Annotated in this window: 15 protein-coding genes; 8 read left to right on the top strand and 7 right to left on the bottom strand. The window is 54.4% G+C overall.

Annotated features, from left to right (window positions below):
- Positions 1–3: 3 nt before the first annotated feature.
- Complete coding sequence (locus H6650_04425) at positions 4–3,417, bottom strand: NgoFVII family restriction endonuclease (protein ID MCB8951242.1); 3,414 nt, start codon at positions 3,415–3,417, stop codon at positions 4–6.
- 877 nt (positions 3,418–4,294) lie between these two features.
- On the opposite strand from H6650_04425, the gene H6650_04420 reads away from it, so the two are divergent.
- The 5 genes from H6650_04420 to H6650_04400 all read left to right on the top strand — a co-directional run bounded on the left by H6650_04420 (position 4,295) and on the right by H6650_04400 (position 11,499).
- Positions 4,295–5,179, top strand: coding sequence for a TIGR03560 family F420-dependent LLM class oxidoreductase (locus H6650_04420; GenBank protein MCB8951241.1), 885 nt, complete (start codon positions 4,295–4,297; stop codon positions 5,177–5,179).
- 302 nt (positions 5,180–5,481) lie between these two features.
- On the top strand, positions 5,482–6,972 hold the full coding sequence (locus H6650_04415; GenBank protein MCB8951240.1) for a modification methylase: 1,491 nt from the start codon (positions 5,482–5,484) through the stop codon (positions 6,970–6,972).
- Positions 6,969–7,898: an XcyI family restriction endonuclease gene (locus H6650_04410; GenBank protein MCB8951239.1), complete on the top strand. Its 930-nt coding sequence runs from the start codon at positions 6,969–6,971 to the stop codon at positions 7,896–7,898. The genes H6650_04415 and H6650_04410 overlap by 4 nt, the downstream gene beginning before the upstream one ends.
- A gap of 1,073 nt (positions 7,899–8,971) precedes the next feature.
- Entirely contained in the window at positions 8,972–10,078 is a 1,107-nt protein-coding gene (locus tag H6650_04405) for a ThiF family adenylyltransferase (GenBank protein MCB8951238.1), read from the top strand.
- 149 nt (positions 10,079–10,227) lie between these two features.
- Positions 10,228–11,499, top strand: a complete 1,272-nt coding sequence (locus H6650_04400) for a PqqD family protein (protein ID MCB8951237.1) — start codon at positions 10,228–10,230, stop codon at positions 11,497–11,499.
- Positions 11,500–11,652: 153 nt separating this feature from the next.
- On the opposite strand, the gene H6650_04395 is transcribed toward H6650_04400, so the two are convergent.
- From H6650_04395 to H6650_04370, 6 genes are all read right to left on the bottom strand, one after another.
- A complete protein-coding gene (locus H6650_04395) occupies positions 11,653–12,393 on the bottom strand; it encodes a DUF2785 domain-containing protein (GenBank protein MCB8951236.1) in 741 nt (246 codons plus the stop codon).
- 418 nt (positions 12,394–12,811) lie between these two features.
- Entirely contained in the window at positions 12,812–13,648 is an 837-nt protein-coding gene (locus tag H6650_04390; GenBank protein ID MCB8951235.1) for an acyltransferase family protein, read from the bottom strand.
- Positions 13,649–14,067: 419 nt separating this feature from the next.
- Positions 14,068–15,144, bottom strand: a complete 1,077-nt coding sequence (locus H6650_04385; protein MCB8951234.1) for an NAD-dependent epimerase/dehydratase family protein — start codon at positions 15,142–15,144, stop codon at positions 14,068–14,070.
- Positions 15,137–15,406 (bottom strand): hypothetical protein, encoded by a 270-nt coding sequence (locus H6650_04380; GenBank protein ID MCB8951233.1) that lies wholly within the window; start codon positions 15,404–15,406, stop codon positions 15,137–15,139. Before H6650_04380 ends, H6650_04385 begins: the two co-directional genes overlap by 8 nt.
- Positions 15,393–17,393: a glycogen debranching enzyme family protein gene (locus H6650_04375; protein MCB8951232.1), complete on the bottom strand. Its 2,001-nt coding sequence runs from the start codon at positions 17,391–17,393 to the stop codon at positions 15,393–15,395. Before H6650_04375 ends, H6650_04380 begins: the two co-directional genes overlap by 14 nt.
- Complete coding sequence (locus H6650_04370; protein ID MCB8951231.1) at positions 17,394–19,280, bottom strand: AMP-binding protein; 1,887 nt, start codon at positions 19,278–19,280, stop codon at positions 17,394–17,396.
- Between the two features lie 899 nt (positions 19,281–20,179).
- On the opposite strand from H6650_04370, the gene H6650_04365 reads away from it, so the two are divergent.
- The 3 genes from H6650_04365 (at position 20,180) to H6650_04355 (ending at position 23,182) form a co-directional block, all read left to right on the top strand.
- The gene (locus tag H6650_04365; protein MCB8951230.1) at positions 20,180–20,398 is read left to right on the top strand and encodes a cold-shock protein; all 219 of its coding nucleotides are present in this window, start codon (positions 20,180–20,182) and stop codon (positions 20,396–20,398) included.
- Between the two features lie 319 nt (positions 20,399–20,717).
- Positions 20,718–21,506, top strand: coding sequence for an ABC transporter ATP-binding protein (locus H6650_04360; GenBank protein MCB8951229.1), 789 nt, complete (start codon positions 20,718–20,720; stop codon positions 21,504–21,506).
- Entirely contained in the window at positions 21,494–23,182 is a 1,689-nt protein-coding gene (locus tag H6650_04355) for a hypothetical protein (protein MCB8951228.1), read from the top strand. The genes H6650_04360 and H6650_04355 overlap by 13 nt, the downstream gene beginning before the upstream one ends.
- The last annotated feature ends 162 nt before the right edge of the window (positions 23,183–23,344 follow it).

Raw genomic sequence — 23,344 nt, 5'->3', positions numbered from 1 at the left:
ATCTTATCCTGTGGGGGCCAAGCCTAACGAGCAAATGATTTCCGGCTCGTCATCAACTTCATCTTCATCCTGAACCAGGCACAGCCGCCCTTCTTCATACAACGTCACTGCCAATGTGGACAGCGCCTCATCGGTGATGTTGCTGCGTAACTGCCGGTTCAACGTATTTTTAGCCGCTTCCTGCAAAGGAAAACGGAAGATTTCGTCCAATGCCTTTACCAACGTTTCCGCTTCATGAGCAAACAACGTTTTCTGCAAACGTTCCGCATACGCTTTCAATCGCTCATAGGTCTTAAACCGCGCTCCAGAGGGACGCCCCAACTGCCCACCGATGACCGTACGCTCGGTCATGACATGCTGCACGGCTCGTTGGACCAATTCGTGGTGACTTTCTTGCCGGGGCAAGGCAGGCGTATTCAGGGCACAGGCCGCCGCCTTCAAAATCGTAAACTGCGATTCGGTGACACTGTTCCCCTCCGGGTCAATCCAGGCGAGAGCGTGATTGCCGCGTGACGTATTCATGTACACCAGCACCCCTGGCGGCCCGGCGACCTCGGCATCATCGTATGCCTTACTGGAATAAACCACCTGGGGCAGCTTAGGAATAACATTGCGCAGCGTGGGATTGGCGTCGGTGGCGTTTTTCCAGATTTGAAAGGCATAGGAGACCAGATCAATTTCCACTTCCCCACCCGCTTCCTCGTCCAACACGCCGGCCTTTTCGTGATACAGGTCGAACAATGGCTGGTTGCTGCCATCCTCCTCGAAAAAGGCTTCGTCTGTCCCCACCACCTCCGCATTTTCCTGTAAACGTTGGCGCAAGCGCTCCCGCAGGCGAATGATACGCTCCACCCCTTCGGTCGGCCAAAAGGTATAGGAAAGAATGTCAGCCGCTTTTTGACCAATGCGATCCACGCGCCCAGCGCGCTGAATCAGGCGGATAATGGCCCAGGGCAAGTCGTAATTGACGACAACGTGACAATCCTGCAAGTTCTGTCCTTCGCTAAGAACGTCCGTGGCGATAAGCACACGCAGTTCATCGTCTGGGTCAATGGCTTCACGCTTGCCGTTGCTCTCCGGGCTAAAGCGCCAGGCCAACGTCGTCGGGTCATCTGAATCACCGGTCACGCCGACAACGCGCTGCACGCCGCGCAGTCGCAGTTGTTGCTCCACGTAATCTACCGTGTCGGCAAACTGGCTGAATACCAGCACTTTTTCTTTGGGATGTGTTTGGGTCAGCAGTTCTTGTAGGGCATTCAGTTTGGCATCTTCATTGACTGACCAATCACTAAACCGTTGTAAGATACTGAGCAAAGCGCGAGCATCGGCCAGCAGGTGCTGCCTCAGTTTCTTGTCGAACAAGTCGGCGCGAATCCATTTGAAACGACTGCGGTAACGACCAAAATATTCGCCGTAAATGGTCGCCGCCCGCTCCAAGAAGGCAGCTTCGCCGCGCAGTGGAGCCATGTCCAGAACAACGGTTGCACCTTCCAAATCGCCGGTATCATCATCAAAAAGTTCATCGGTGGCGTAGTCAATCGCTTCGGCATCTTCATCCTCGAAACGAGTATCCAGCATCTCGGCGCCCTGGGTGCCAATAGGTAAATCCTGGTTGTTATCCAGAGCATGGATAAAGATGTAATTGCGTAAGATGTGCCGCTCCACTGAAAGTAAAAAGGCATAACCGCTGCTTTCCAACCGTTTGAACAAGTTGGTACGGCTAAAGCCCATCAGTCGGCGGCCGCCACGAGACAAGTCGTCAATTATTTTCGCCTCGCGGTGTGTCGGCGGTCGGGAAGGTTTCTTGCGCACGTAATTGCCCAACCCGTAACGTGGTAGATTCAGCCCGTTGATGGCATTTACCACACTGTCGCCGTACATGCGAGCGTACTGGTCAGCGTGGGCATCCTCATCAATCAAAAAAGTGGCCCGTTTGGGATGGCGGGTGGGGAAATAAGCTCGGCTGCCATCCGCAAAACTGAGGTATTTACGACCGTTTTTTGGATCGGTTAAAGCGTAATTATCACGGATGAAACTGCGCGTGCGGCGCACCATGAACAAGCTCATCAACTCGCGCCAATCGTCGGGATGGTCGCTTTTCTCGAAAGCTTCCAATGAACGCAATGAAGCCTGGTAGCGGCGGACAAATTCCACTTCCGTGATTTCACGCAGTAAATGCTCTGGTCGAATACCCAGGTCGGCCGTTTCGGGCACAAACAAGCGCAGTTGGCTAGATAAATCTAAATAAGTTTTGTTGTAAGGCGTAGCCGAAAGCAAGATACAGCGGCTGTCATTTTTCTGAATGTATTCCTGAATTGCCCGGTAGCGTTTACCTTCCCGGTTGCGCAAATTATGGCTTTCGTCAATCAGCACCAGCCGGTAACGGCGCAGGTCGGGTAATTCTTGCTGCACCCGGGTGATGGGTAACACTTTGGCGTGTAGGCGATATTCAGCCGCGTACCATTCCCACATCTTCACCAAATTCTTGGGGCAAAGAATAAGGGTATCCATGAGGTAATCTTCCTCAAAAATTTTGGCGACAGCCGTGGCCATAATGGTCTTGCCCAGGCCAACCACGTCCCCAATGAGCACCCCGCCTCGCTGGTTGAGATGGCGAGCGGCGATTTTGACGGCAGCGGTCTGGAAGTCAAATAGCTTGTCGCTAAATTCGCGGGGGATCGTGAACTCGCTCAGGCCAGCGCGCGCTTCGCGGGAGAGATGGTAAGCCATCTTCAAATAAATGTGATACGGCGGGATCAGTCTCTCTCCGGCCCAACTTTCCTCGATGATTTCGACTAGCTCATCGGAAATGTCAACGCACCAACGGTCATTCCAACGCTGTTCAAACCAGTCAGCCAACTTATTGGCTGCATCTTGTTCGACGACATCCAGGTTTAACTCCCCTTGCCCGGAAAGGCCGGAAAAGGTCAGGTTGCTGCTACCGGTGTAACCAATAATGGGCGTGATGCTGTCGTGGCGAAATAACAGATACAACTTGGCGTGGAGCGGATGGCGCAGAAACAGTTTGACGCACAGCTTTCCTTCTCGGATTTGCTGGGCTAATCGGCGTAGCCCGGCTTCATCGGCATTGGTGGGCGCGCCAACCATTAACTGTTCGCGGAATTCTTGAGCCAATTCCTGGCGAAGGCGAACGGCCGTTTTGTTATCAATCCGTTCGCCATCCTGGTTGAACGAAAACGCGGCGCGTAATTCATCTTGTGGTCGACGGTGCATACCCACCAGCAAGCGGCACTGCGCCCCTTCTCCACCCGTCCACTCCTCAACCTTTTTGTCTATTTCCCGCCAGCCGCGAAGATTAAAATAGCCAACAGAAAAATCGGCGCGAAATGATACCTCAAGGGTTTGTTGCAGCGCCGGTAAAAGTTTTCGCTCAATGTTATCGAATATCTTGGGCAAAACTCACCTCCAGAGAGGCATAGATCGATAATCATGCTCATCCAATATCTGGTTATCCATCTTACCAGTCTTTTCAGGATTATAAATCAAATGTAACTATTCACGTATCCGAGAGATTGGACCAATTTTGTAGACATTAACAGGATTTAACCAGAGCAAATTGGTCCAATCTGGGCAGATGACCTGTATAGTCACAATCAAATTAAGTTTAGTTCGACAATGTCACAATGGACAAATGTTCTGCAAAAGAGCGCTTTTCAACACACTTGAGGGTGGTAGTGGATGCCGGCAAAACGTTCCACCGTACGCCGCGACCACAGGGGTTGCAAGTTGCGTCCACCACTGCTCAGGAACATCTGCCGTCGCGGATTTGTTCGATGCACCAGCGGCGGGACCAAACAGAATGTGGTCGGGATCGTCCCGATTCCACCGGGAGGCTCGGCAGGAACAACGGTAGAGGCAGCGCCACTGCGCCCCGCCGTCGTCGGAGTGGTAGAGGCCGCCGCCGGTCGCGGCAAGGACGTGTCCCATGCCGCAAGCACAGCCTGCGCACCCGGTCCGGTAATTTTGGCGGTTTCTGACCATCGCCATTGCCGTCTCGTCCTGTCTATTCTATACTGTAACTGGACTCTGGCGTTTCTGGAGTGGAGGCTCCAGCCGGTCCACATATGGTGGTTGACCCGGCTAAAGCCTCGACTCCGATCACCATACGTGGATTTCGCCAGACTCGAGTACTGTAAGCAAGTTAGAGATGCTAGGCTCAGACCAGTTAAGCCACGATGAATGAAAATGATCCGGATTGCGCAGGTGGCGCGGATTCCTGTTTTATCCGCGTTTTCCGCGTTCATCCGCGTCCTCATCTCAAAGGAGACTCATCATGAAAATCGGACTACAAATTCCGTCCTTTAAGTACCCCGGCGGTACGGCTGTCATTCGTCCAAAATTGAAGGAAATCGTCACCACCGCGGAAGAAGCAGGCTTTTACAGTCTGTGGGTGATGGACCATTACTATCAAATCAAGGGCTTGTTCGGTGAAGCGTATACAGACCCGATGCTGGAAAGCTACACGACACTTGGGTATTTTGCCGGCATTACCGAAAAAGCCTATCTCGGTGTCATGGTCACGGGGATCATTTATCGACATCCCTCCGTGCTGATGAAAATGGTCAACACCCTCGACATTCTCTCCGGCGGCCGTGCTTATTTCGGTGTTGGCGCGGCATGGTACGAAGAAGAGGCGCAAGGCTTTGGCATTCCCTACCCTTCCACATCGGCGCGCTTCGAGCAACTAGAGGACAATCTGCAACTGGCCAAGACGCTCTGGGACAGTGACGAGACCTCTTTTGCCGGCCAGCATTTTTCGGCCCCGGCCATCACCAATAATCCCCGCCCGCTCTCCAACCCACATCCACGCATCTTGATTGGCGGGATGGGACCGAAGAAGACGCTGCGCCTGGTCGCGCAATACGCGGATGCCTGCAATTTCTTTGAAGGGGCAGGCATGGAAAATATGGGGAAAGCACTGGACACGCTCAAAACGCATTGCGCGCAACTGGGGCGTGACTACGAAGCCATTGAGAAAACGTCCCTGGGTACGGTGCATCTGTCCGGGAAGGATACGGTAGAAAGCACCCTCAATCGTCTCCAGAAACTTTCCGAGATGGGCTTCACCCACGCGATATTCAACATGCCGGATGTTTACGCAATCACGCCACTTGAGACCTTTGCCAAAGAAATAATGCCGGCAGCAGCAGAATTCTAACCAAAGAGCGGTTTTCGGGTCAACGTCGCTTGCTCTGGCGGAAGTGTCGGGAGCTTCTAACTGCGTGCGCTAAAATCGGATGAAGCGGAGGCTTCCGCAACCGCGTTTAGCGCATTCCGAGACAAAGGGGGTTGCTATATTTTCCTGGCACCCCCCCTTCGGCATTATCAAAGTGAGCGTCTACAGATCACTTGCCGTTTTGGGAACTGCTAACCCTCTCGTGAGCTGAGCAGGTCGCCGCCCATACTGCCTTCGACAGGCTGAGACAACGGACGAAAGGCTCAGACGTTCAGTGATTACCTATGCAACAATTGTCATTTTTTCGAGACGTAGAATCTAAAAATAGCCCTGTGCGTCATCAGTTCTCCCATAATGGGGTTTGCAACGAAAACGCTCGGATTGCCTTAGAAGAGAGGTACGCTCATTTATTTGAGGAAACTGATATATTTAACCGGCAACTTGTTAGCTTTCAGGCTAACAAAACCGAAGTGCTGCATAGTTGGATGAAATACCGGGAAGGTTTTTCGGCAAGTTTGGTTGAACTTTTGCTGAAAGAATTGGACATCAAGTCAGGCGACTGTATCCTTGACCCTTTTGCCGGTTCGGCCACAACCTTATTAACCGCTAAAATGCTTGGCATTAACGCAGTGGGCATTGAACTTTTGCCTCATTGCCATTTAGCCTGGGAAACTAAATCAAAAGCGTTTGATTATGATGTGGATGAATTGCGATATATACGTGGTCTGATAGAGCAAACTGCTCCCCCGGAGACAGGTCGTAAATTCCCCCATTTGACCATTACTGAAACGGCATTTCCCCCGCAAGTTGAAAGAGATTTAATGGCTTATACGCAATGGTTTGAAACATTGGAAGTTAGCCAAAATGCCAAAAACTTATGCCACTTAATTTTGATGAGTCTTTTGGAAGATGTAAGCTATACCCGAAAAGACGGTCAATATCTTCGGTGGGACAGCCGGGCGGAGAAGATCCGCCGCAATAATAAAAAACGCCTCGCTCAAGGGAAGAAACCCATCCAAGGAATACACAAAGGCACTTTGCCTCATCTCAAACAAATTCTATTAGAAAAGTTAAATAGAATTATCATCGACATTGCCCAATTGCAACGGGACTACCCCTCACCAGGGCATCACAAACTGATTGCCGGCAACACCCTTTACACCCTGCCTACTCTGCCCGAAAATGAGTTCTCTGCGGTTATTACCTCGCCGCCCTATGCTAACAGGTATGATTACACCCGTACTTATGCTTTAGAATTGGCCTATCTGGGCGTAGATGAGGAGATTTTCAACTTGCGCCAGAGTCAACTTTCTTGCACGGTAGAGAATAAATCAAAAGAAAGTGCGTTAGAGATATTTTATCGGTCACTAGGGCAACAACATCGCTTTCAACAAATTCTGGCTGTGACCCAAGAGAACAAAGCCCTTGCCGAAATAAACGACGCTCTGATTGCCCGGCACAAGCGGGGTGACGTGAATAATCGGGGTGTTATATCAATGATTGATCAGTATTTTACCGAATTGACTTTTGTATTTGCCGAGCTATCTCGCGTTTGCCGCCGGGGGGCCAGGGTTGTGTTTGTCAATGACAATGTTAGATATGCCGGAGAGATAATCCCCGTTGATACATTGAGTACAAATCTGGCCGAACAGATTGGATTTACGCCTCACAAAATTTATGTCTTGCCGCAGCGCAAAGGTAATAGCAGCCAACAAATGGGCAAATTTGGCCGCGAGGCCCTTCGCAAAAGTATCACCATCTGGGAAAAATCATGACGGTCAGTAAAAAACGAAGCTGGTCCATTGACCAACTGGCAAAAAGCGAGTTCTTTCATCAAAAACTCCACGAATGGGAGCTATTGGAAGCCGCTGAAAAGATTGAGGACATTAAAGGAGAAAGCCTGAATTGGAATAGAAGTCGCCTGGCAATTTCTGACAAAGCCTGGAATAAAGTTATTCATCGGGGAATCAAGCCTATCACCGTTTTTGCCCATCCAGATGTGCTGGTGAATGTTTCTCGTTCAACCGGTTATTACAGAATGTTGGCGATGGTGTCGCAAAAATCAATGAATCAAGTTGGCTTGTCTACGATGCGCTATGAAAAAGGGAAGCTACCAAAGCCTGCGACCGCCGAGATAATTGCCCAACACCTTAACAACATCATCAGCAAACTGATTGAAGCTGGTGAAAAGATTGACGCCCGTGAATTTGACCTGTGGCGGGGTATGGCGGCGGGTTCACAAGCGCAAGGTTCGTGGCAAAACACCAAAGGCCGTAAAATGGAGATCGTTCTTCAGGGTATCATCCGCCGTAGATTGCGCGAAAGTGGGTTAGTGGCAGAAGAGATTGATGATAAACCGCGCATGACATTGACGGACCATCGAGTAGTGGTGTTTGCCGATGAGCCGGACATTGGGTTTTATCAGGACGACAAAATTGTGGCCACTATTGAAGTAAAGGGGGGAATCGACAAAGCTGGTGTTTTGGAACGAGTAGGAGCCGCAATCAAGAGTTTGAGCCGGTCTAAAGAAGAAAACCCCGACTCGGTAACAATTTTGATACTGCAAGAAGTTTCGATGACGCCGCAGTCGGTTATTGATCTGCAAACGAATCAAAAAAACGTCAATCATTGGTTCACGATGGAAGATGTTTTAGAAAGCGAAGAAAAAAGGGGGGAGATTTTTGCGCTCTTGCGTATCTGAGTAACCGTCCGAAAATAACGTCATGCTTCTTACGGACGATTACTGACAAGCCGTCCATGATAGCCACTGTCCGCACAATTCCGCCAACTTATTCGCGGACAGCCACCAAGTAGCGGAAATTAAAGAAGACACCCAAGTTGTTTCCTTACCGCTTCTTCAAACTGGCGCTGCAATTCGAGTTTTATTTCAGCGCCAGGCCTAAACAATGCCGGTTTCTTCATTATGGATGTTTTTTTCCGCCAGATTAAGCAAATAGTACAATGCTACTAGAGAAGGAGCATTTACATAGCGAACCCATTTGGATAGAATTGCGAGCCACAATGATCTCATGCCAACACACAACAACAGAGGAGTAATAAATGAAGAAAGTCAAAATCCAAATCCGCAAACTTGAGAAGATCGAGACAACTGGTGCCCGGCATGCGCAAGGGGCGGGCTGATTCTAGTTGAGCAATCTTGTTGGAAAAACCATTGTAAAGCAAGCAAAAATCAAGATTCATATCCGCAAGCTTGAAAAAATCGAGACAACTGGCGCCCGTCACAAGCAGGGTGCCGGCTAAGAAAGTCCCTAACCAAATTGCAAGCCGTTTGTTGGCAAGAGTCCCCAAAACAGCAGGAGAATTGTATGGTTCTCCTGCTATTTTTTTGGTAACTATTCACGTCTCCGAGAGATTGGACCAATTTTGTAGACATCAATAAGATTCAACCAGAGCAAATTGGTCCAATCTGGGCAGATGACCTGTATAGTCACTTTTTTTGTAACTATTCACCACCATCTACCATCTTCCCGGAAGCTGTTTGCCTGTTAAATGACCCGAACAACAAGACGCTTTTGGCCTGAAATTGAGCTACCGGAAAGGTTCGTTGGACCATGCCCCCGGAGACCGAATAGTTACGATTCTTTGGCATCTGATTGGGTTTTGTCATTCTGAGCGAAGCGAAGCATCCTAACGCCGCTGCAACGCTTGCCTACCCTGAGCGAAGCCGAAGAGTCCAGCACGACATGCGTAAAAGCCCGCGAGATCCGAAAGCCGTTCTTGTTCAAAGCGCATCATTCAGGAGTAACAGGCTCAATGAGACTACCAAAAATCAAACTTGTGCATAATCCCATTCGTTTGTCCGAAAATCGAATCCGTGTTGGCACGATCCAATATGGCGTTAGTTCCGAGATAATGGATGATGAGGCGGGAACTATCTGGCACTTAATGCAATTGATGGATGGTACCCGAACAACAGATGCAATAGTTAACGACATGCAAGGCATCTTTCCTGAACTTGATGCGGACAGTCTGCGAGATGCTATCAGCGATCTTATAGAGGCGGGCTTTGTTGACGATATGGGGGCTGATCCCCCGTTGGCGTTTACTCCAGATGAATTGGAGCGTTACAGCCGGAGTACTGAATACTTTAGCTGGGTGGACGCGACTCCTCGCAGCAACAAATATGAGATACAGTCGAAACTAAAGACAGCACGAGTCACCCTTTTGGGACTAGGCGGATCGGGATCGGCTGTGGCAATGAGCCTTGTAGCCGCCGGTATCGGTTCGTTGCACGTTGTTGACTTTGACAAAATTGAAGTTTCTAATTTGAATCGCCAGTTACTTTACGTTGAAAATGACATCGGTTTACCTAAAGTCGAACAAAGTATGCGTCGTTTACGTCAGATGAATTCGCATGTCCAGATTACAGGTCAAGAATTAAAAGTACAATCCGTTGACGAGCTTGTTCCTCTCATGGAAAGTTGTGACTTGCTCATCCTTTGTGCCGACAAGCCCCGAGAACTTATTTTGCGTTGGACAAACGAGGCCGCGCACATAACCCGAACCCCTTGGATGATGTGTCTCTATGCAGGACCTATGCTTGTGGTTGGAATCTTCGATCCCTTTCATACACCATGCTATGAGTGCATGAACCATGATGAGAATAACAGAAACTTGATACGGGATGGCCGCGACTCCGAATATCTTTACGACATATTCGATGTGAATGCCGTTATCGCACCCACCGCGAGTTTAACCGGACATTTGGGTGCTCTTGAAGCCATTTACTTCTTAACGGATTTGCAGCCACAAACATTAGGACGTATATTCCATCAGAATTTGATGATTTACGATCATCTTTACTATATTGAGCCTCCGTTTTGGGTGGATTGTCCGGTATGCGGGAAGAATCCATCCTAGTGCCCGTCTAAAACAACTTCCTATTTTCCGCAGACCCTTTCGCCCAAGATTTCCTCTGGATTGTCCAACAAGCAAGAACCCTTCCCCGCGCATCCGTTGGTCCCAAATCTATTGACGGATGTGCCCTCATCCATTGCATAAAACCACACATGACAGAACAAAATGATTTGAACCCATACAACCTTCAACCGGAAACCCGTCTAACGACACATAACTTAACCATGCGTGTCGAAGATGGGGATTACATTGTTGGTCGAATGGAAACGGGTGAATTCGTCGCTTTGCCAGAAGTGGGGAAGCTTATTATTGAGCTATTTCAGAAAAACAACTCTATACAGGGAATAACCGATTTTTTGACACAAGAGTATGAGTTGGATTTTGATGTCGAGTCTTTTGCGGAAAGTTTGATCGAACTTGGTTTTATCAAAGCTATTGATGGGCATGTTTTGAACATCGGTGCTGAACAAAAATCTGCTTTGCCGTGGCTCCGGGCACATCATGTACAATGGCTATTTAGCATGCCAATGAAGATTCTATACGCTGCTTTGTTAGTAGCGGCGGGTTTTTCTCTAGCTACTCAGCCCGAATTAATTCCTGGCTACAACGATTTCTTTTGGACGAATATCGGGAGCCTTGTCATACTTGTCAATACCACTTTATTTATGACAAATTTGGCTGTTCACGAAATAGCTCACCTTGTCGCTGCCCGCTCTTTGGGTGTGCCGGCATATTTCAGCTTAGGCACACGTTTATATGATTTAGTTGTGCAAACCAATGTAACGGGGCTTTGGGCCATACCGCGGCGGCGACGTTATCGTGTATATTTGGCCGGAATGGCCTGGGACCTCATACCTATCTCGGTAGCAATCTTATTGTTAGCGTATGGCAATTTGCCAGTAATCATCAACAAAATATTATCTTCTTTGATTCTGTTGATTTTTTTTGGCGTTCTCTGGCAATTCCAATTTTACATGCGCACGGATATATACTTCGTCGTCTTAGACCTATTGCATTGTTACAGCTTATTTGACGATTCGCTTGCCTATTTGCACTATTTATTTGATCAAATCAAACGGTTCCTATTGCCAAAGCAAGCGGGCAAAGTCCTTTCAAATCCACTCGATCTTTTCTCATCTGAGGATCAACGGAAAATCAAAGCCTATACCATCTTGATGGTGCTTGGTTCGGCCATTTCTACCACTGTCTTTGTTTTCTATGGCGTCCCTATTCTGGTCACGTTATTCGTAGAAGCTTACCATTCCATTCAACAAGGAGTCATCTTAGGACAAATCCTACTTGTGATGGATGGGCTTCTGGTCATTTTGATTGAAGGTGGTTTCCAATTGAGTTTTCTTGTGGTATTCGTGAAAAATCGGAGAAAGTGGCTATCATCTCTATGGACTGCGGTAAAACATCCATAGTCATTACTTGGCCCGTTACCGGAGCCTTTATAGCCCGTTGCCGGAGCCTGCCGAAGGCACCATGTGGACTTCGACAAGCTCAGCTCCTGGGAGGGTCCTAAGAGGGTTAGCAGTTACCATCCGTAAGCATATACCTGCAAACCGGTTCAGGCATTAGTCTTTGTAGTAGCTGATTTCATGCAAAGTCTCGGCAACTGCTTGAGTCAGTTTCTCCTCAATGTCCTGTTGGTACATTCTAAAATATAGGCTTCGTAGAAAATTCTTGACATTGAGGTGCGTATGGTTTGCAGGCGATGGCTCTGTTTTTTGCACTCGCGTAGCAAATGACCGTATCCAGTTTTCCACGTCTGTTTCGTCAAGCAGTTGACGCCGCAAAATACTAACCACAGCCGTTGTCATCCGTTCATCTTCCTCATGAACATACGGGATGCTATCAACACATATCTTGGCAGCGATGGCTTCGAGAATTTCCGACAAGTCCGCTGATTCCACCTCCAAACACTGGGCTAAATCATCGAACACATCACCCACGTGAGCAACGGCATGTGCCCAGCCTTTCCCCTCTACATATCCTCGCAAATCCTTCTCCGCAAAAAGATATTGCAGCAATCTCTCTTTTATTCGCGTTATTTCCGATTTAGGCAAAAATGGCTTCTGGCGATGGGCAATCAAAATAAGTGGTAGCAGCAAAACAGAGAATGAGCGTGTAAAGATCGAATCAGTGTTTGTTTCGCCAATAAAATAGAAAATGTGTTGATCATCCAGAGCAATCATCAATAGTTGATGCAACTGGTCACTGTCAAAAAGATGGTTTTCTAAAATCCATGTTGCAAAAGCAGTATAAATGAGATCATCGCGGAGTTGTTTGTCCGGCGAACCAATATGATCCATCATCCGCAGCGCAAGTGTAAATAGCTCAATATGCTCCGGGATAGCAAAGTCATTGGAAGCAATCGTTTGAAGCTGTTCTTTCAAATCTGTTGTTGTAGACAAAATTCTCCATCCTATTCAGCCTCAGGGCCACATGTATCAATAAACCACCCGGAAGCTCAATTTCAGGTCAAAGGCGTGCTTAGTATTTACCCGAAAATAACTTCACACTTTTTACAGACGGTTACTTAGAAACGGAAATTAAGCGAGACAACGAAGTTGTTTCCTTACCGTTCCTTCAAACTGACGATGCAATTCCGTACTTTATTTCGTCGTCAGTCCTTAGGGGAAAATGCCGGCATCTATCACAAATGACAAGATACCAGATCAACCGGGAAGCATTGTGGACAAGAAACCCGATTTTTTCAAAAAACGGTTTCTGCTATCCGCGAAAGATATGGTCACGGCGGGCGAGACGGTGATAGACCATCTGCTGTACCGTGTGGCGCACCTGCTCGCTGAGGCGAGCGCGCAACACCGCATCTTCCGCGGCGGCGGGGCCGTGGTCCGCCAGCGGCAGCGGCGGGCCAAAGTCAATGTACCACTTCGTGGGCAGCGGCAGCACGCCCAGCAGCCCCAACCAGGGGAACATGGGCGAAATGGGGACGTAGGGGAAACCGGTAAGGCGGGCCAGCGTTTTTGATTGGTGCAGGGAAATGTACGTTTCCTCCGCGCCCACCACGGAGACAGGGATGATGGGGGCCGCCGTTTGCAGCGCGGCGCGCACAAAACCGCCACGACCAAAACGCGCCAGCTTGTAGCGATCCTTGAACAGTTTGCCTCCCCCTTTGAACCCTTCAGGAAAGACGATAACCAGTTCATCCTGCTGCAGCAGGCGGGCGGCGTTCTCCTCATGCGCCAGCGCCTGCCCCGTTTTGTCAAACAGGATGGAGACAAAAGGCAGGGTGGCAAACCAATCGGCGTAGAGGGCGCGCGCCAACCGCTGTGACGGATGTTCGGTGAGGATGGCCGCCTCAATCATGGCCGCATCGAAGGGGATTTGCCCGGAGTGGTTGCTCACCAGCAGGCCCCGCCCGTAGTCGGGCACATTCTCCAGGCCGCTCGTCTCCACGCGCCAATAGACACCATACATGAAGGAAAGAAACGGGCGCACGGCGTCCAGGAATTCCCAATCCAGCCCCCAGGGGTCCGTTTCGTATTCGCCCGTGAAGCGGCGCTTGACGACGCCCGCCTGGTATTGCAGCGAGTAGTTGAGCATGTACCAGATGCCTTGCAGCGCCTCTTTATCCAGACCTTCCTCGCTGATCGCGCCACGTAGTTGGCCGATGATGCTGTCGGAATCGGGCGCGGGCAGCAGGCGGTCCAGCCCCTGGCGCAGCCGTTCTCCCAGCGGATGTCGGGCCAGCGCCGGGGGGCGAAAATGGGGCCGCAGCGTTTGCAGCCGCCGCACGAGGTCGTTGAGTTGGGTCACGTACTGGCGCAACGGCTCCAGCGGGGAGACGGCAACAGGTTGTCCATCCACGGCGCGGTCATCATCCCGTATGGGAAAGGCAACGGGTGGAGGGGAAGCCGCCGCCGGCCGGTGGTAGTGACAATAGTCGGAGCCGGGGGAGGCGTAGCGGCGGCATGGCTGGCCGGCGCGGGTGGTTCCCTGGCAACGGTGGGGGGTGTCTGCGCTCATTCCGCATCCTCCCGTGGAGTCTCCTGTGGAGCCTCCTGTGGAGCCTCCTGTGGTTGGCCGCCGCTGCGTTGTCTTTCCAGCCAGCGGCGCAGTTGTTCCCCCTGGTTGACGGCTTGTTCCACGATGGCGGCCAGGAGGCGATGGCCGCTGCCGGCATCAAACATACGTAACGCTTCATCGGCGGTGATTGCCGGCATAAAGCCCAACACCTCACTCATCCTCTCCGTATCCGCCACGCAGCGATAACGCAAATCATCCAGTGGCAGCGGCGCATAACGGGCCACGTCCGGCGCCACCGTCGCCCCCCAATACGCCAGCGGATGCGGCAAAACCACAGGAATCTTTTGCGCCAGCGCCAACGCCCGCGTCAGCGGCAACGGCGGCGGCGCGGCCACATTGAACACACCGGTCACATCCGTGAGCAGGGCGTGCGCCAGCGCCTCCACCACATCATCCTCGTGAATAAACTGCATCATGGGATCAAACCCCAGCAGCACGGGTGCGCCCGCCTCGCGCAAGAAGTGCGTCATGCGCGTGTCCGCCGTGGGACCGACGATGTGGGCGAAGCGCAGCACCGTCAGCCGCGCTTCCGGGTCGGTGTGCGGGAATTTGCGGCAAAAATGCTCGATTTCCATCTGGTGGCGCACCGTGCCCGTGTGCCGACTACCGCGCAAAGGGTGTGTTTCGCGCAAAAAGGCGGGGTTATCGTGGCGCGCGCCATAGACGGCGGTGCTGCTTTTGACCACGATCTTGCGCACGCCGGCTTGCGCGCAGGCGCCAAACAGGTTGATCGTGCCCATGACGTTGCGCTCAAAGGAGGCTTCGCTGTGGACGGGCGCGGGCTGGAAACTGAGATGGCAAATGGCGTCTACGTCGGCCTGAGCCAGCAGGTCGGGGAGGTCGCGGTGGCGCAGGTCGCTTTGGAGGTAGGAAATGCCGGCATACGGCTCCGGCACCACCTCCTTATCCAACCCCACCACGCGCAGGCCCGGCTCCAGCAGCAGCCGCCGCGCCAGGCGACGACCCCAGTAACCCGCCGCGCCCGTGATCAAAACAGCACGGGTGTCATTCATAGGTCGTTTCCGGGTTGAGGTCACCTGGGGAACCATCCACTGCTGTTTGCGCATTGGCGGCGGGTGGTTGGCCGGCGACGCGCCGCCAAAAAACAAGGGCCAGTATGACGGTGAAAACCGTCAGCAGGCCGACGATGGTCCAGGCCGCCTGGGAGGAAAGCCGTGGCGGCTGGATGGAGACGATGGGCTGTTTGCGCATGACCGTCATGGGCGAAGCCGCGCCATCGTCGGTACGGCCATTATTCCAGTTATTGTTGCTCATATTGCTCCTCCGACTGCGCCTGTTGGCATTGCCGCCACGCGCGCAACAGTTCGGCAACGCCCCACGCCTGCGCCGGACAGCCGCGCGGCGTAAATGGGGGGTCGCCATCGAAAATCTCGCTGACGCTGCCGACGCCGTGGTCATCAAGTTGATGCAGCAGCGGGCGCAAATAGGCCAGCGCCTGCCGCGGGTTACCGTAAACGCGCAAATGGGCGCTGACAAAGGGGCCGATCAGCCAGCTCCATACGGTCCCCTGGTGATAAGCGCCGTCGCGGGCGTAGGGGTCGCCGCCGTAGTGGCCTACGTAGGCTTCGTCGTCGGGAGCCAGGCTACGCAGGCCATGCGAAGTGAGAAGATGCGCGGCGCACACATCCACGACAGCCTTCTGCCGCGCGGGGGGCAGGGGTGTATATGGCAAAGAGACGGCAAAAAGTTGGTTGGGGCGCAGGGCGTCATCGTGCCCGGCAGGGCCGTCCAGCACGTCGTAGCAGCAGCCGCGCCGGTCGTTCCAAAAGCGGGCAAAACCGGCGCGCGCGCGGTCGGCCAGGGTGTCGTAGGGCGCGGTGTCCATTTCCAGGGATCGGCACAAATGCCCCATCACCCGCAGCGCATTGTACCAGAGCGCATTCACCTCCACCGGTTTGCCGATGCGCGGCGTCACCACCCAGTCATCCACTTTGGCGTCCATCCACGTTAGTTGAACGCCCTTCTCACCGGCAAAGAGCAGGCCATCTTCCTCATCGACATGAATCTGGTAGCGCGTGCCTCGCTGATGCCAGGCGATAATGTCCGCCAGCACCGGTTGCAGCTCGCGCACCAGTTCCAGGTCGTTAGTGGCCGCGAAATAGGCGCGAATGGCCTCAAAATACCACAAGGTGGCGTCCACCGTGTTGTATTCGGGCGTTTCGCCGGCATCCGGGAAGCGGTTGGGCAGCATCCCCCGGTCCACAAAACGGGCAAACGTGCGCAGAATCTTGGCCGCGTCCGCCGCGCGCCCGGTGGTCAGGGTGAGTCCGGGCAGGGCGATCATCGTGTCCCGCCCCCAGTCGCTGAACCAGGGATAGCCAGCAATGATGGAGCGGCCTTCGGCGTCGGCGGGCGTGGCGCGGCGGACGATGAACTGGTCCGCGGCCAGCGCCAGGTGGCGCAAGCGGGGCGCGTCCAGCGCCGGCGCGCGCCGCGGCAGGTGGGCTTCGTACGTCTGCCGGGCGATTAAGGCCGCGCCGCCATCCGGGTTGGGGGTGGGTTCGGTGCTGGCGATGATGGTCGCGGAGTCGCCTGGTTTTAGTTCAATTTCAAATGTGCCGGGATAGAGGTGGTCTTCGGTGACGTCGTTGAAGCCGCGATACTCTTCCACGCTGAGGAAGAAGTCTTCGTACCAATACCAGTCAGTTTCCGGCCAGGCTTTGCCGGCATCACACAAAAGATACAGCGGTGCGGCTCCGGGAAACGCCGTAATCTTCATTCCCGACTCGTGCAGGGTTTCGATTTGGGTGGCCCAATCGGCGGCAATCGTCGTCGCGTGATAATCACGGTAGTTGACGAACGCTTTGGCGTACATCTTCACGGGAGCAAGGCCCCGCGCCATGGTGTAGCGGATGTAGGTTGTGTTCGTTCCGGGTTGCATCCAGATGCGTTTTTCCAGCAGGGCATCCGCCAGGGCGTAACACCAGACGGGAGTCGTGCCTTCCAGGTGGAAACTTTCCAGGTAGTGATGGCCGTTTGGTTCGACTTCGCCGCTGGCCCAGCGGTTATTGTGTATTTTGTGTTCCTGGCCCTGGTAGGTAACGGTTTCATCCAGTTTGGCGAGCATGAGGGTGCGCCCCAGCGGAGGTTTCAGGGCGGCAACGAGGAGACCATGGTAGCGGCGGGTGAGCGTGCCGGCAATCGTGCCCATCGCATACCCGCCAATCCCATTCGTCACCAGCCATTCCCGCCGCTCCGCCGACGGCAGCACACCACATATCTCGCGTCCGTAATCCAGCATCTACTCCTCCACGCTCACGGCCTGCTGCCTGATCGCCTCCACCGCGCCCGGATTCGCCAGCGAGGAGAGGTCGCCCGCGTTCTCACCCAGGTAGGCCGCCTTGATCACGCGCCGCATCACTTTGGCGCTGCGCGTTTTCGGCAGGTCAGCCACAAATAGAATATCTCGTGGTTGCAGCGGCTTGCCCAATTCCTGCGCCACCCACGCTTGCAGCGCCGCCGCCAGGGCGGGCGTGGCCGCCGTTCCGGGGACGAGGACGCAGAAGACAACCACGACCTGCCCTTTCAGCTCGTCGGGAATGCCGATGGCTGCCGCTTCCACGACGGCGGGGTGGTTGACGAGGATTGATTCAACTTCCGCCGGGCCGACACGTTTGCCGGCCACCTTAATCGTATCATCCGACCGCCCCAGAATGTACCACTGACCCTCGCCATCCACCAACGCCCAATCCCCATGCACCCAGAGGTTGGGGAAGCGGGACCAGTAAGCCGCCAGATACCGCGCGCGATCCCGCCAGAAGCCGCGCGTCATGCCGATCCACGGCTGGCGAATCACCAATTCCCCCACCTGGCCGCGCACCGAGTTTCCATCCTCATCCACCACGTCCACGGCCATGCCCGGCGGCACCCCGGAAAAGGCGCAGGGCTTCACCGGCGTCAGCACATTGCCCATGACGATGCCGCCGGAGATCTCCGTGCCGCCGGAGTAGTTGATGATTGGGCAGCGACCTTGCCCCACGTGGCGGAAGAACCACCACCACGGTTCCGGGTTCCACGGCTCGCCGGTGGAACCTAGAATGCGCAGCGAAGACAGGTCATGTGCGCGCACGATTTCCTCCCCATGCGGAATCAGCGCCCGCACCAACGTCGGCGAAACCCCGAAAATGGTCACGCCGTGCCGCTCAATCAGCGACCACAGCCGATCCGGTTGGGGATAATCGGGCGCGCCGTCGTAAAACAGCATCGTTCCCCCCAATAGCAGCGTGCCAAACAACTCCCACGGCCCCATCATCCACCCCATGTCCGAGACCCAGTACATGGTGTCTGACGATTGCATGTCCATGCCGTGCGCCATGTCCTGCGCCGCTTTGATGGGAAAGCCGCAGTGGCTGTGGACGGCTCCTTTCGGTCGGCCCGTGGTCCCCGACGTGTAGATGATCATCAGCGTCTCGTCGGCGTCGGTGCGCGTTGTCTCCGCGGTGAGGGGCTGCCCGGCCACCAGGTCGGACCACCAGATGTCGCGCCCTTCGGTCCAGGCTATTTCGTTGCCGGCACGCCGCTGCACAATGACGTGCTGTATCGTAGGAACCTGGGCCACTGCCGCGTCCGCCACCGGTTTCATGGCAACTACTTTGCCCCGTCGTGGCGCGCCATCGGCGGTGAAGAGGGCTTTGGCGTTGGCGTCGGCCAGGCGGCTGACGATGGCCCCTTCGCCAAAACCGGAAAACAGGGGCAGGATGACGGCGCCGATTTTGGCGATGGCCAGCAGGGCGATGGCGATTTCCGGCGTCATGGGCATGTAGAGGCCAATGGCGTCGCCGCGCCCCAGGCCGAGGGCGCGCAGACCGTTGGCGACGCGGTTGACTTCGCGCAGGAGGTCGCCGTAGGTGAGGGTGCGCGTCTGGCCTTCTTCCCCTTCCCAACGCAGGGCGGCGCGGTTTTGCGTGGATGTGCCCATCCATTTGTCCAGGCAATTGTGAGCGATGTTCATCTGGCCGCCAACGCACCATTGGGTCCAGGGAATGCCGGCAGACGTGTCCACAATTTTCTCATAAGGTCGGTAAAACTGGATGTCTAGCTGGGTCAGCACAGCTTCCCAAAACCAGCCAATGTCCTTCGTGGAGCGGTCCATTAAGGCGTCCAATGAATCCAACCCGTGGGCATCCATGAACTGTTGCAGGACAGAGTGGTTTACATAATCGGGGGTGGGATACCAGGCAAATGGGGTGGCTGTGGGAGCCTCCATAGGTTTTCTCCTTGAAAGTAAGGCACGGATTAACGCGGAAAAACCAAGTCGTTCTGGGCCAAAAAACCGATTTCTTCTCCCCGGACGACGCGCCAGGCCGAGAAACCCGGTTTTTCGGTGTTCTCGTAGTTGACGGTGGTCGGCGGGTGGTGGTCAAGCAACGACCGGGCAAGTTGACAAGGTGCCGGCGCGGACGAGAACATTGTATCTGATTCAGCGTGTGCCGTAAAACATACAGGCGCAATCGGGTGCGCGGGGTTTTTGTGGACACCGTCATTTTTGTGGGGCGAATACTGTTCCGCGCCTCGACTCGGGCGGAAACAACTTGTGTTCCCCGTATTTCTGTGAGAGGCAATGGGCTCATGGGTTATCAACAAAAGTTCCGCGCACCCGGCGCAATCAGTGGGGAACAGGTGAAGGAGAATCGGGGGGGCTGAAATCGAGCTTCTGGGAAGGTTCGTTGGACCATGTATGCTGGAGGCTGAATAGTCTCAATCGAACAACCCTTGCCGTGCGCCGATTTTCCAAAGGGTGTGCTTCAAACGAGCTGAAACGACTTGGCTTATCACTCCCGCGATGGCGGGAAACCCTGCTACTATCGACTGCATTCCTGGGGGGCAGGAATGACAGGAGCTTCTGAATGGTTTTTCAACTAAAACGAAACACACCCATTGACAAATTGTGGGCAAATTGGCGAAATGTGATAAGATGGTGTTCGGTTTGGCAGCCGTTTTTGTGTGTGTTTTCTTCCAGAAAGAGCCAGTTCAGAACGTTCTGCCAACAGTTGTCTTCAGTTTTTTTGTTACAAAGAGAGGTTTACAATGGCAGAACGTGAAGTTGGAGTTGTTAAGTGGTTTAGCGCGGACAAAGGCTACGGCTTTATTGCCCGTGATAACGCCCCTGACATCTTCGTCCATTACAATGCGATCAACGGCCGCGGCTTTCGCTCCCTGGAAGAAGGGCAGCGCGTTGAATTCACCGTCGGTGAAGGACGCAAAGGCCCGGCAGCGCAAGACGTTGTCGTAATTGGCGGTCAATAGCCCCTACCGTTTCCGATTCGGAAGAAAAAGCGGTGGACTGGCAACAGTCCACCGCTTTTTTTTTTGGATCGCGGAAAGAGGCGAAATAGGATAAGAATCCGCGAAAACAGTCGTCAGCAGCCGGAAGCACGTCGTTCGCTTTTCCGAACAATCCCGCGCGAGATAGGAAGTTGCCGGCATTTGCCAATCAACGCATAATTTCCCTGTAACGACTAACGCTCTTGGGAAATTGGACCCATTTCAGCGGAGAAAATTGGTCCAATCGGGCTTAGTAGTCACATTTCCCTACCTTTATCCTCCTTCACGCAAAGGAACCCTCATGAATCTACCCGCCGTACAAACCATTGACCTCACGCGACAGTTTGATCGCAAAGTGGCCGTCGATCACCTCAACCTGACCGTCGAGGAAGGCGAGTTTTTTGGCTTCCTGGGGCCAAACGGGGCCGGGAAATCGACCACCATTAACATGCTGGTCGGGCTGCTGCGCCCCACGTCGGGCACGGCCTTGATCAACGGCATCGATGTGTGGCAGGAACCATTGCGGGCAAAACGCCTGCTGGGCGTGCTGCCAGAGGGGCTGAACCTGTACAAACGGTTGTCAGCACGGGAGTTCATCCATTTTGCCGGCACAATGCACGGCCTCCCCCACACCGAAGCCAGCCACCGCACCGAAGAACTCCTGCAACTGATGGACCTCGGCGACGACGCCGACAAACTGATCGTAGACTACTCCACGGGAATGAAAAAAAAGACCGCCCTGGCCGCCGCCATCATTCACGCCCCGCGCGTCCTCTTCCTCGATGAACCCTTCGAGGGCATCGACGCCATCAGCGGGCGGGCCATCCGCGACACCTTGCAGCGGCTACGCGCCGGCGGAACCACCATCATGTTCTCCTCGCACATTTTGGAAGTCGTGGAACGGCTTTGTACCCGCGTCGGCGTCATCGCCGAAGGCAAACTCGTCGCCTCCGGCAGCATTGCCGAACTACGCCAGCGCGCCCAGGCAGGCGAAACCGCCACCCTGGAAGAAATCTTCCTGCGCGCCGTCGGCGCCGCGGATGTCAACAACCAACTGGAAGGTGAAGGACGGCTCTCATGGCTGGGCTGACAGACCGATTGGGGTTGAACCTCGTCCAACAGAAGGCGCTCTTCCGCCTGCGCGCCCGCCTCACCTGGCGGCAGTACGTCAGCGAGCCGGGCAGGATCGTCGGCGCAATCATATTGGGCATCTTCGTGCTGCCGCTCTTCCTCGGCGCGGCCGTGGGCACAACCATCGGCTATCTGCGCCTCCCCGCTCCCTGGCCGGCACAACTGCTGGGCGGGGTCGTCGTCCTCCTCTGGGGCATCTGGCTGCTGGCCCCCATCCTGCTATTTTCGCTCAACGAAGGCATGGACCTGACACGGCTGCTCGTCTACCCCGTGACGCGGCGCGATCTGGCCGTCAGTTTCGTGTTGGGAACACTGTTTGACTTTCCCACGTACCTGATGCTGCCCCTCTTCCTGGCGATCCTCATTGGTTGGGGCATTTCCCCCGCGTTGCTCATTTTGCCCCTGGCCCTGCCGCTACTCTATGGGCACATGGTCTTAACCAGCCAACTGGTGGTGACCATTGCCGGCGGTATCTTGCGCAGCCGCCGCTTCCGCGACATCAGCATCATCCTGCTCTCCCTGTTGGGCACATCCTGTTACTTTCTGCAAAACGGCTTTGAGCAGCTCCTACGCCGCACAAGCATCAATCCTGATCAGTTGGCGACGTGGCGCCCGTTAGATGTGCTGCAATGGCTGCCGCCGGGAGCGGTGGCACGGGCTATTGAACAGGCAAGCCTGGGCGAATGGAGTCGTTCGCTGCTATGGTTGGGATACGCGGCGCTTTGGCTGCTGCTGATCGCCTGGGCATGGTCGCGGCTGCTACTGCGCTGGCTCACGGGCGAGGGATTCCTGATCAACCTGGCACCGCGCGCGGAAAAAGAGAAGCAGGCGGCGTCGCGGCCCGTGGCGCGGGGGTGGGTGTGGCTGCCGGCGGATGTTGGCGACCTGATGATGAAGGAGTTGAAATCGCTGTGGCGGATTCCACAGCGGCGGGTCGGGCTAATTCAGACGCTGATTTTGCCTTTTATCATGGGGGGCGGTTTTCTTGCCAGCGGATCCTCGCTGATTGGTGAGAGTGGGCGCTGGTTGAGTCTGGCGCTGCCGGCATACAGTCTCTTCATGTTTTGGATCATGGGGCAGAATATGCTGGGCATGGAAGGAGTAGGACTGGCGCAGTTGTTGACCACGCCCGTGCCCCGGCAGCGTATTTTTCTGGCGAAGGGAGCCGCGCTGCTGCTGGTGATGGGCGGGGTGTTGCTGGGCATGATGGCGCTGCTGCTGATTTTCACGAGGGAGGCGTTACTCGTGCCGGCATTTTTCACCGCCCTGATCATTGGACTCTCCTCCCTGGCCGTGAGCGCCCTCCTTTCCGTCTATTTCCCCATGCCGGTCAACCTGGAATCCACCTCGCGCCGTGGCGTGCGCGTGACCGGCGGAAGCTGTCTTACAGGCATCGTGGCCGCCTTCGTAGCCCCCATCGTCCACTTCGTCGCCGCCCTCCCCGCCGTCCTGCCGCTGGTCCTCGGCTTGATTCTAGAACGCCCCTGGGTGTCGTGGTTGGGGCTGCCCCTGGCGCTGGCCTACGGTGGTCTCGTATTCTGGTGGGGCACGCGATATGCCGGCAGCGCCCTCACAAAACGAGAACCAGAAGTACTCGCCGCCACTCGCCTGCCGGAACAAGACGAAAGCACCTGATCAGACCCAAAGCGGGACACGGATAACCACGGAAGAACGCGGATAAAACAGCCATGCGCGCAGGCTTGAGCTACTTCGTCCTTCGTGGCTTCGGCGCAAACAGACCTTGAGCCGGTCGAGAGGCAGTCGGATGGTACGCCCGCGCATCAGGAACACGCTCGC

This window comes from Ardenticatenales bacterium (genome assembly GCA_020634515.1).
Lineage (GTDB): Bacteria > Chloroflexota > Anaerolineae > Promineifilales > Promineifilaceae > JAGVTM01.
This window is presented reverse-complemented; position numbering and strand designations above follow the sequence as displayed.

Bases quoted from the DNA above. Each gene is read 5' to 3' on its own strand.
- H6650_04420 (MCB8951241.1), top strand. From the start codon at position 4,295: ATGAAAATCGGACTACAAATTCCGTCCTTTAAGTACCCCGGCGGTACG.
- H6650_04415 (MCB8951240.1), top strand. From the start codon at position 5,482: ATGCAACAATTGTCATTTTTTCGAGACGTAGAATCTAAAAATAGCCCT.
- H6650_04410 (MCB8951239.1), top strand. From the start codon at position 6,969: ATGACGGTCAGTAAAAAACGAAGCTGGTCCATTGACCAACTGGCAAAA.
- H6650_04405 (MCB8951238.1), top strand. From the start codon at position 8,972: ATGAGACTACCAAAAATCAAACTTGTGCATAATCCCATTCGTTTGTCC.
- H6650_04400 (MCB8951237.1), top strand. From the start codon at position 10,228: ATGACAGAACAAAATGATTTGAACCCATACAACCTTCAACCGGAAACC.
- H6650_04395 (MCB8951236.1), bottom strand. From the start codon at position 12,393: ATGATGGATCATATTGGTTCGCCGGACAAACAACTCCGCGATGATCTC.
- H6650_04390 (MCB8951235.1), bottom strand. From the start codon at position 13,648: ATGCTCAACTACTCGCTGCAATACCAGGCGGGCGTCGTCAAGCGCCGC.
- H6650_04385 (MCB8951234.1), bottom strand. From the start codon at position 15,144: ATGAATGACACCCGTGCTGTTTTGATCACGGGCGCGGCGGGTTACTGG.
- H6650_04380 (MCB8951233.1), bottom strand. From the start codon at position 15,406: ATGAGCAACAATAACTGGAATAATGGCCGTACCGACGATGGCGCGGCT.
- H6650_04375 (MCB8951232.1), bottom strand. From the start codon at position 17,393: ATGCTGGATTACGGACGCGAGATATGTGGTGTGCTGCCGTCGGCGGAG.
- H6650_04370 (MCB8951231.1), bottom strand. From the start codon at position 19,280: ATGGATGCCCACGGGTTGGATTCATTGGACGCCTTAATGGACCGCTCC.
- H6650_04365 (MCB8951230.1), top strand. From the start codon at position 20,180: ATGGCAGAACGTGAAGTTGGAGTTGTTAAGTGGTTTAGCGCGGACAAA.
- H6650_04360 (MCB8951229.1), top strand. From the start codon at position 20,718: ATGAATCTACCCGCCGTACAAACCATTGACCTCACGCGACAGTTTGAT.
- H6650_04355 (MCB8951228.1), top strand. From the start codon at position 21,494: ATGGCTGGGCTGACAGACCGATTGGGGTTGAACCTCGTCCAACAGAAG.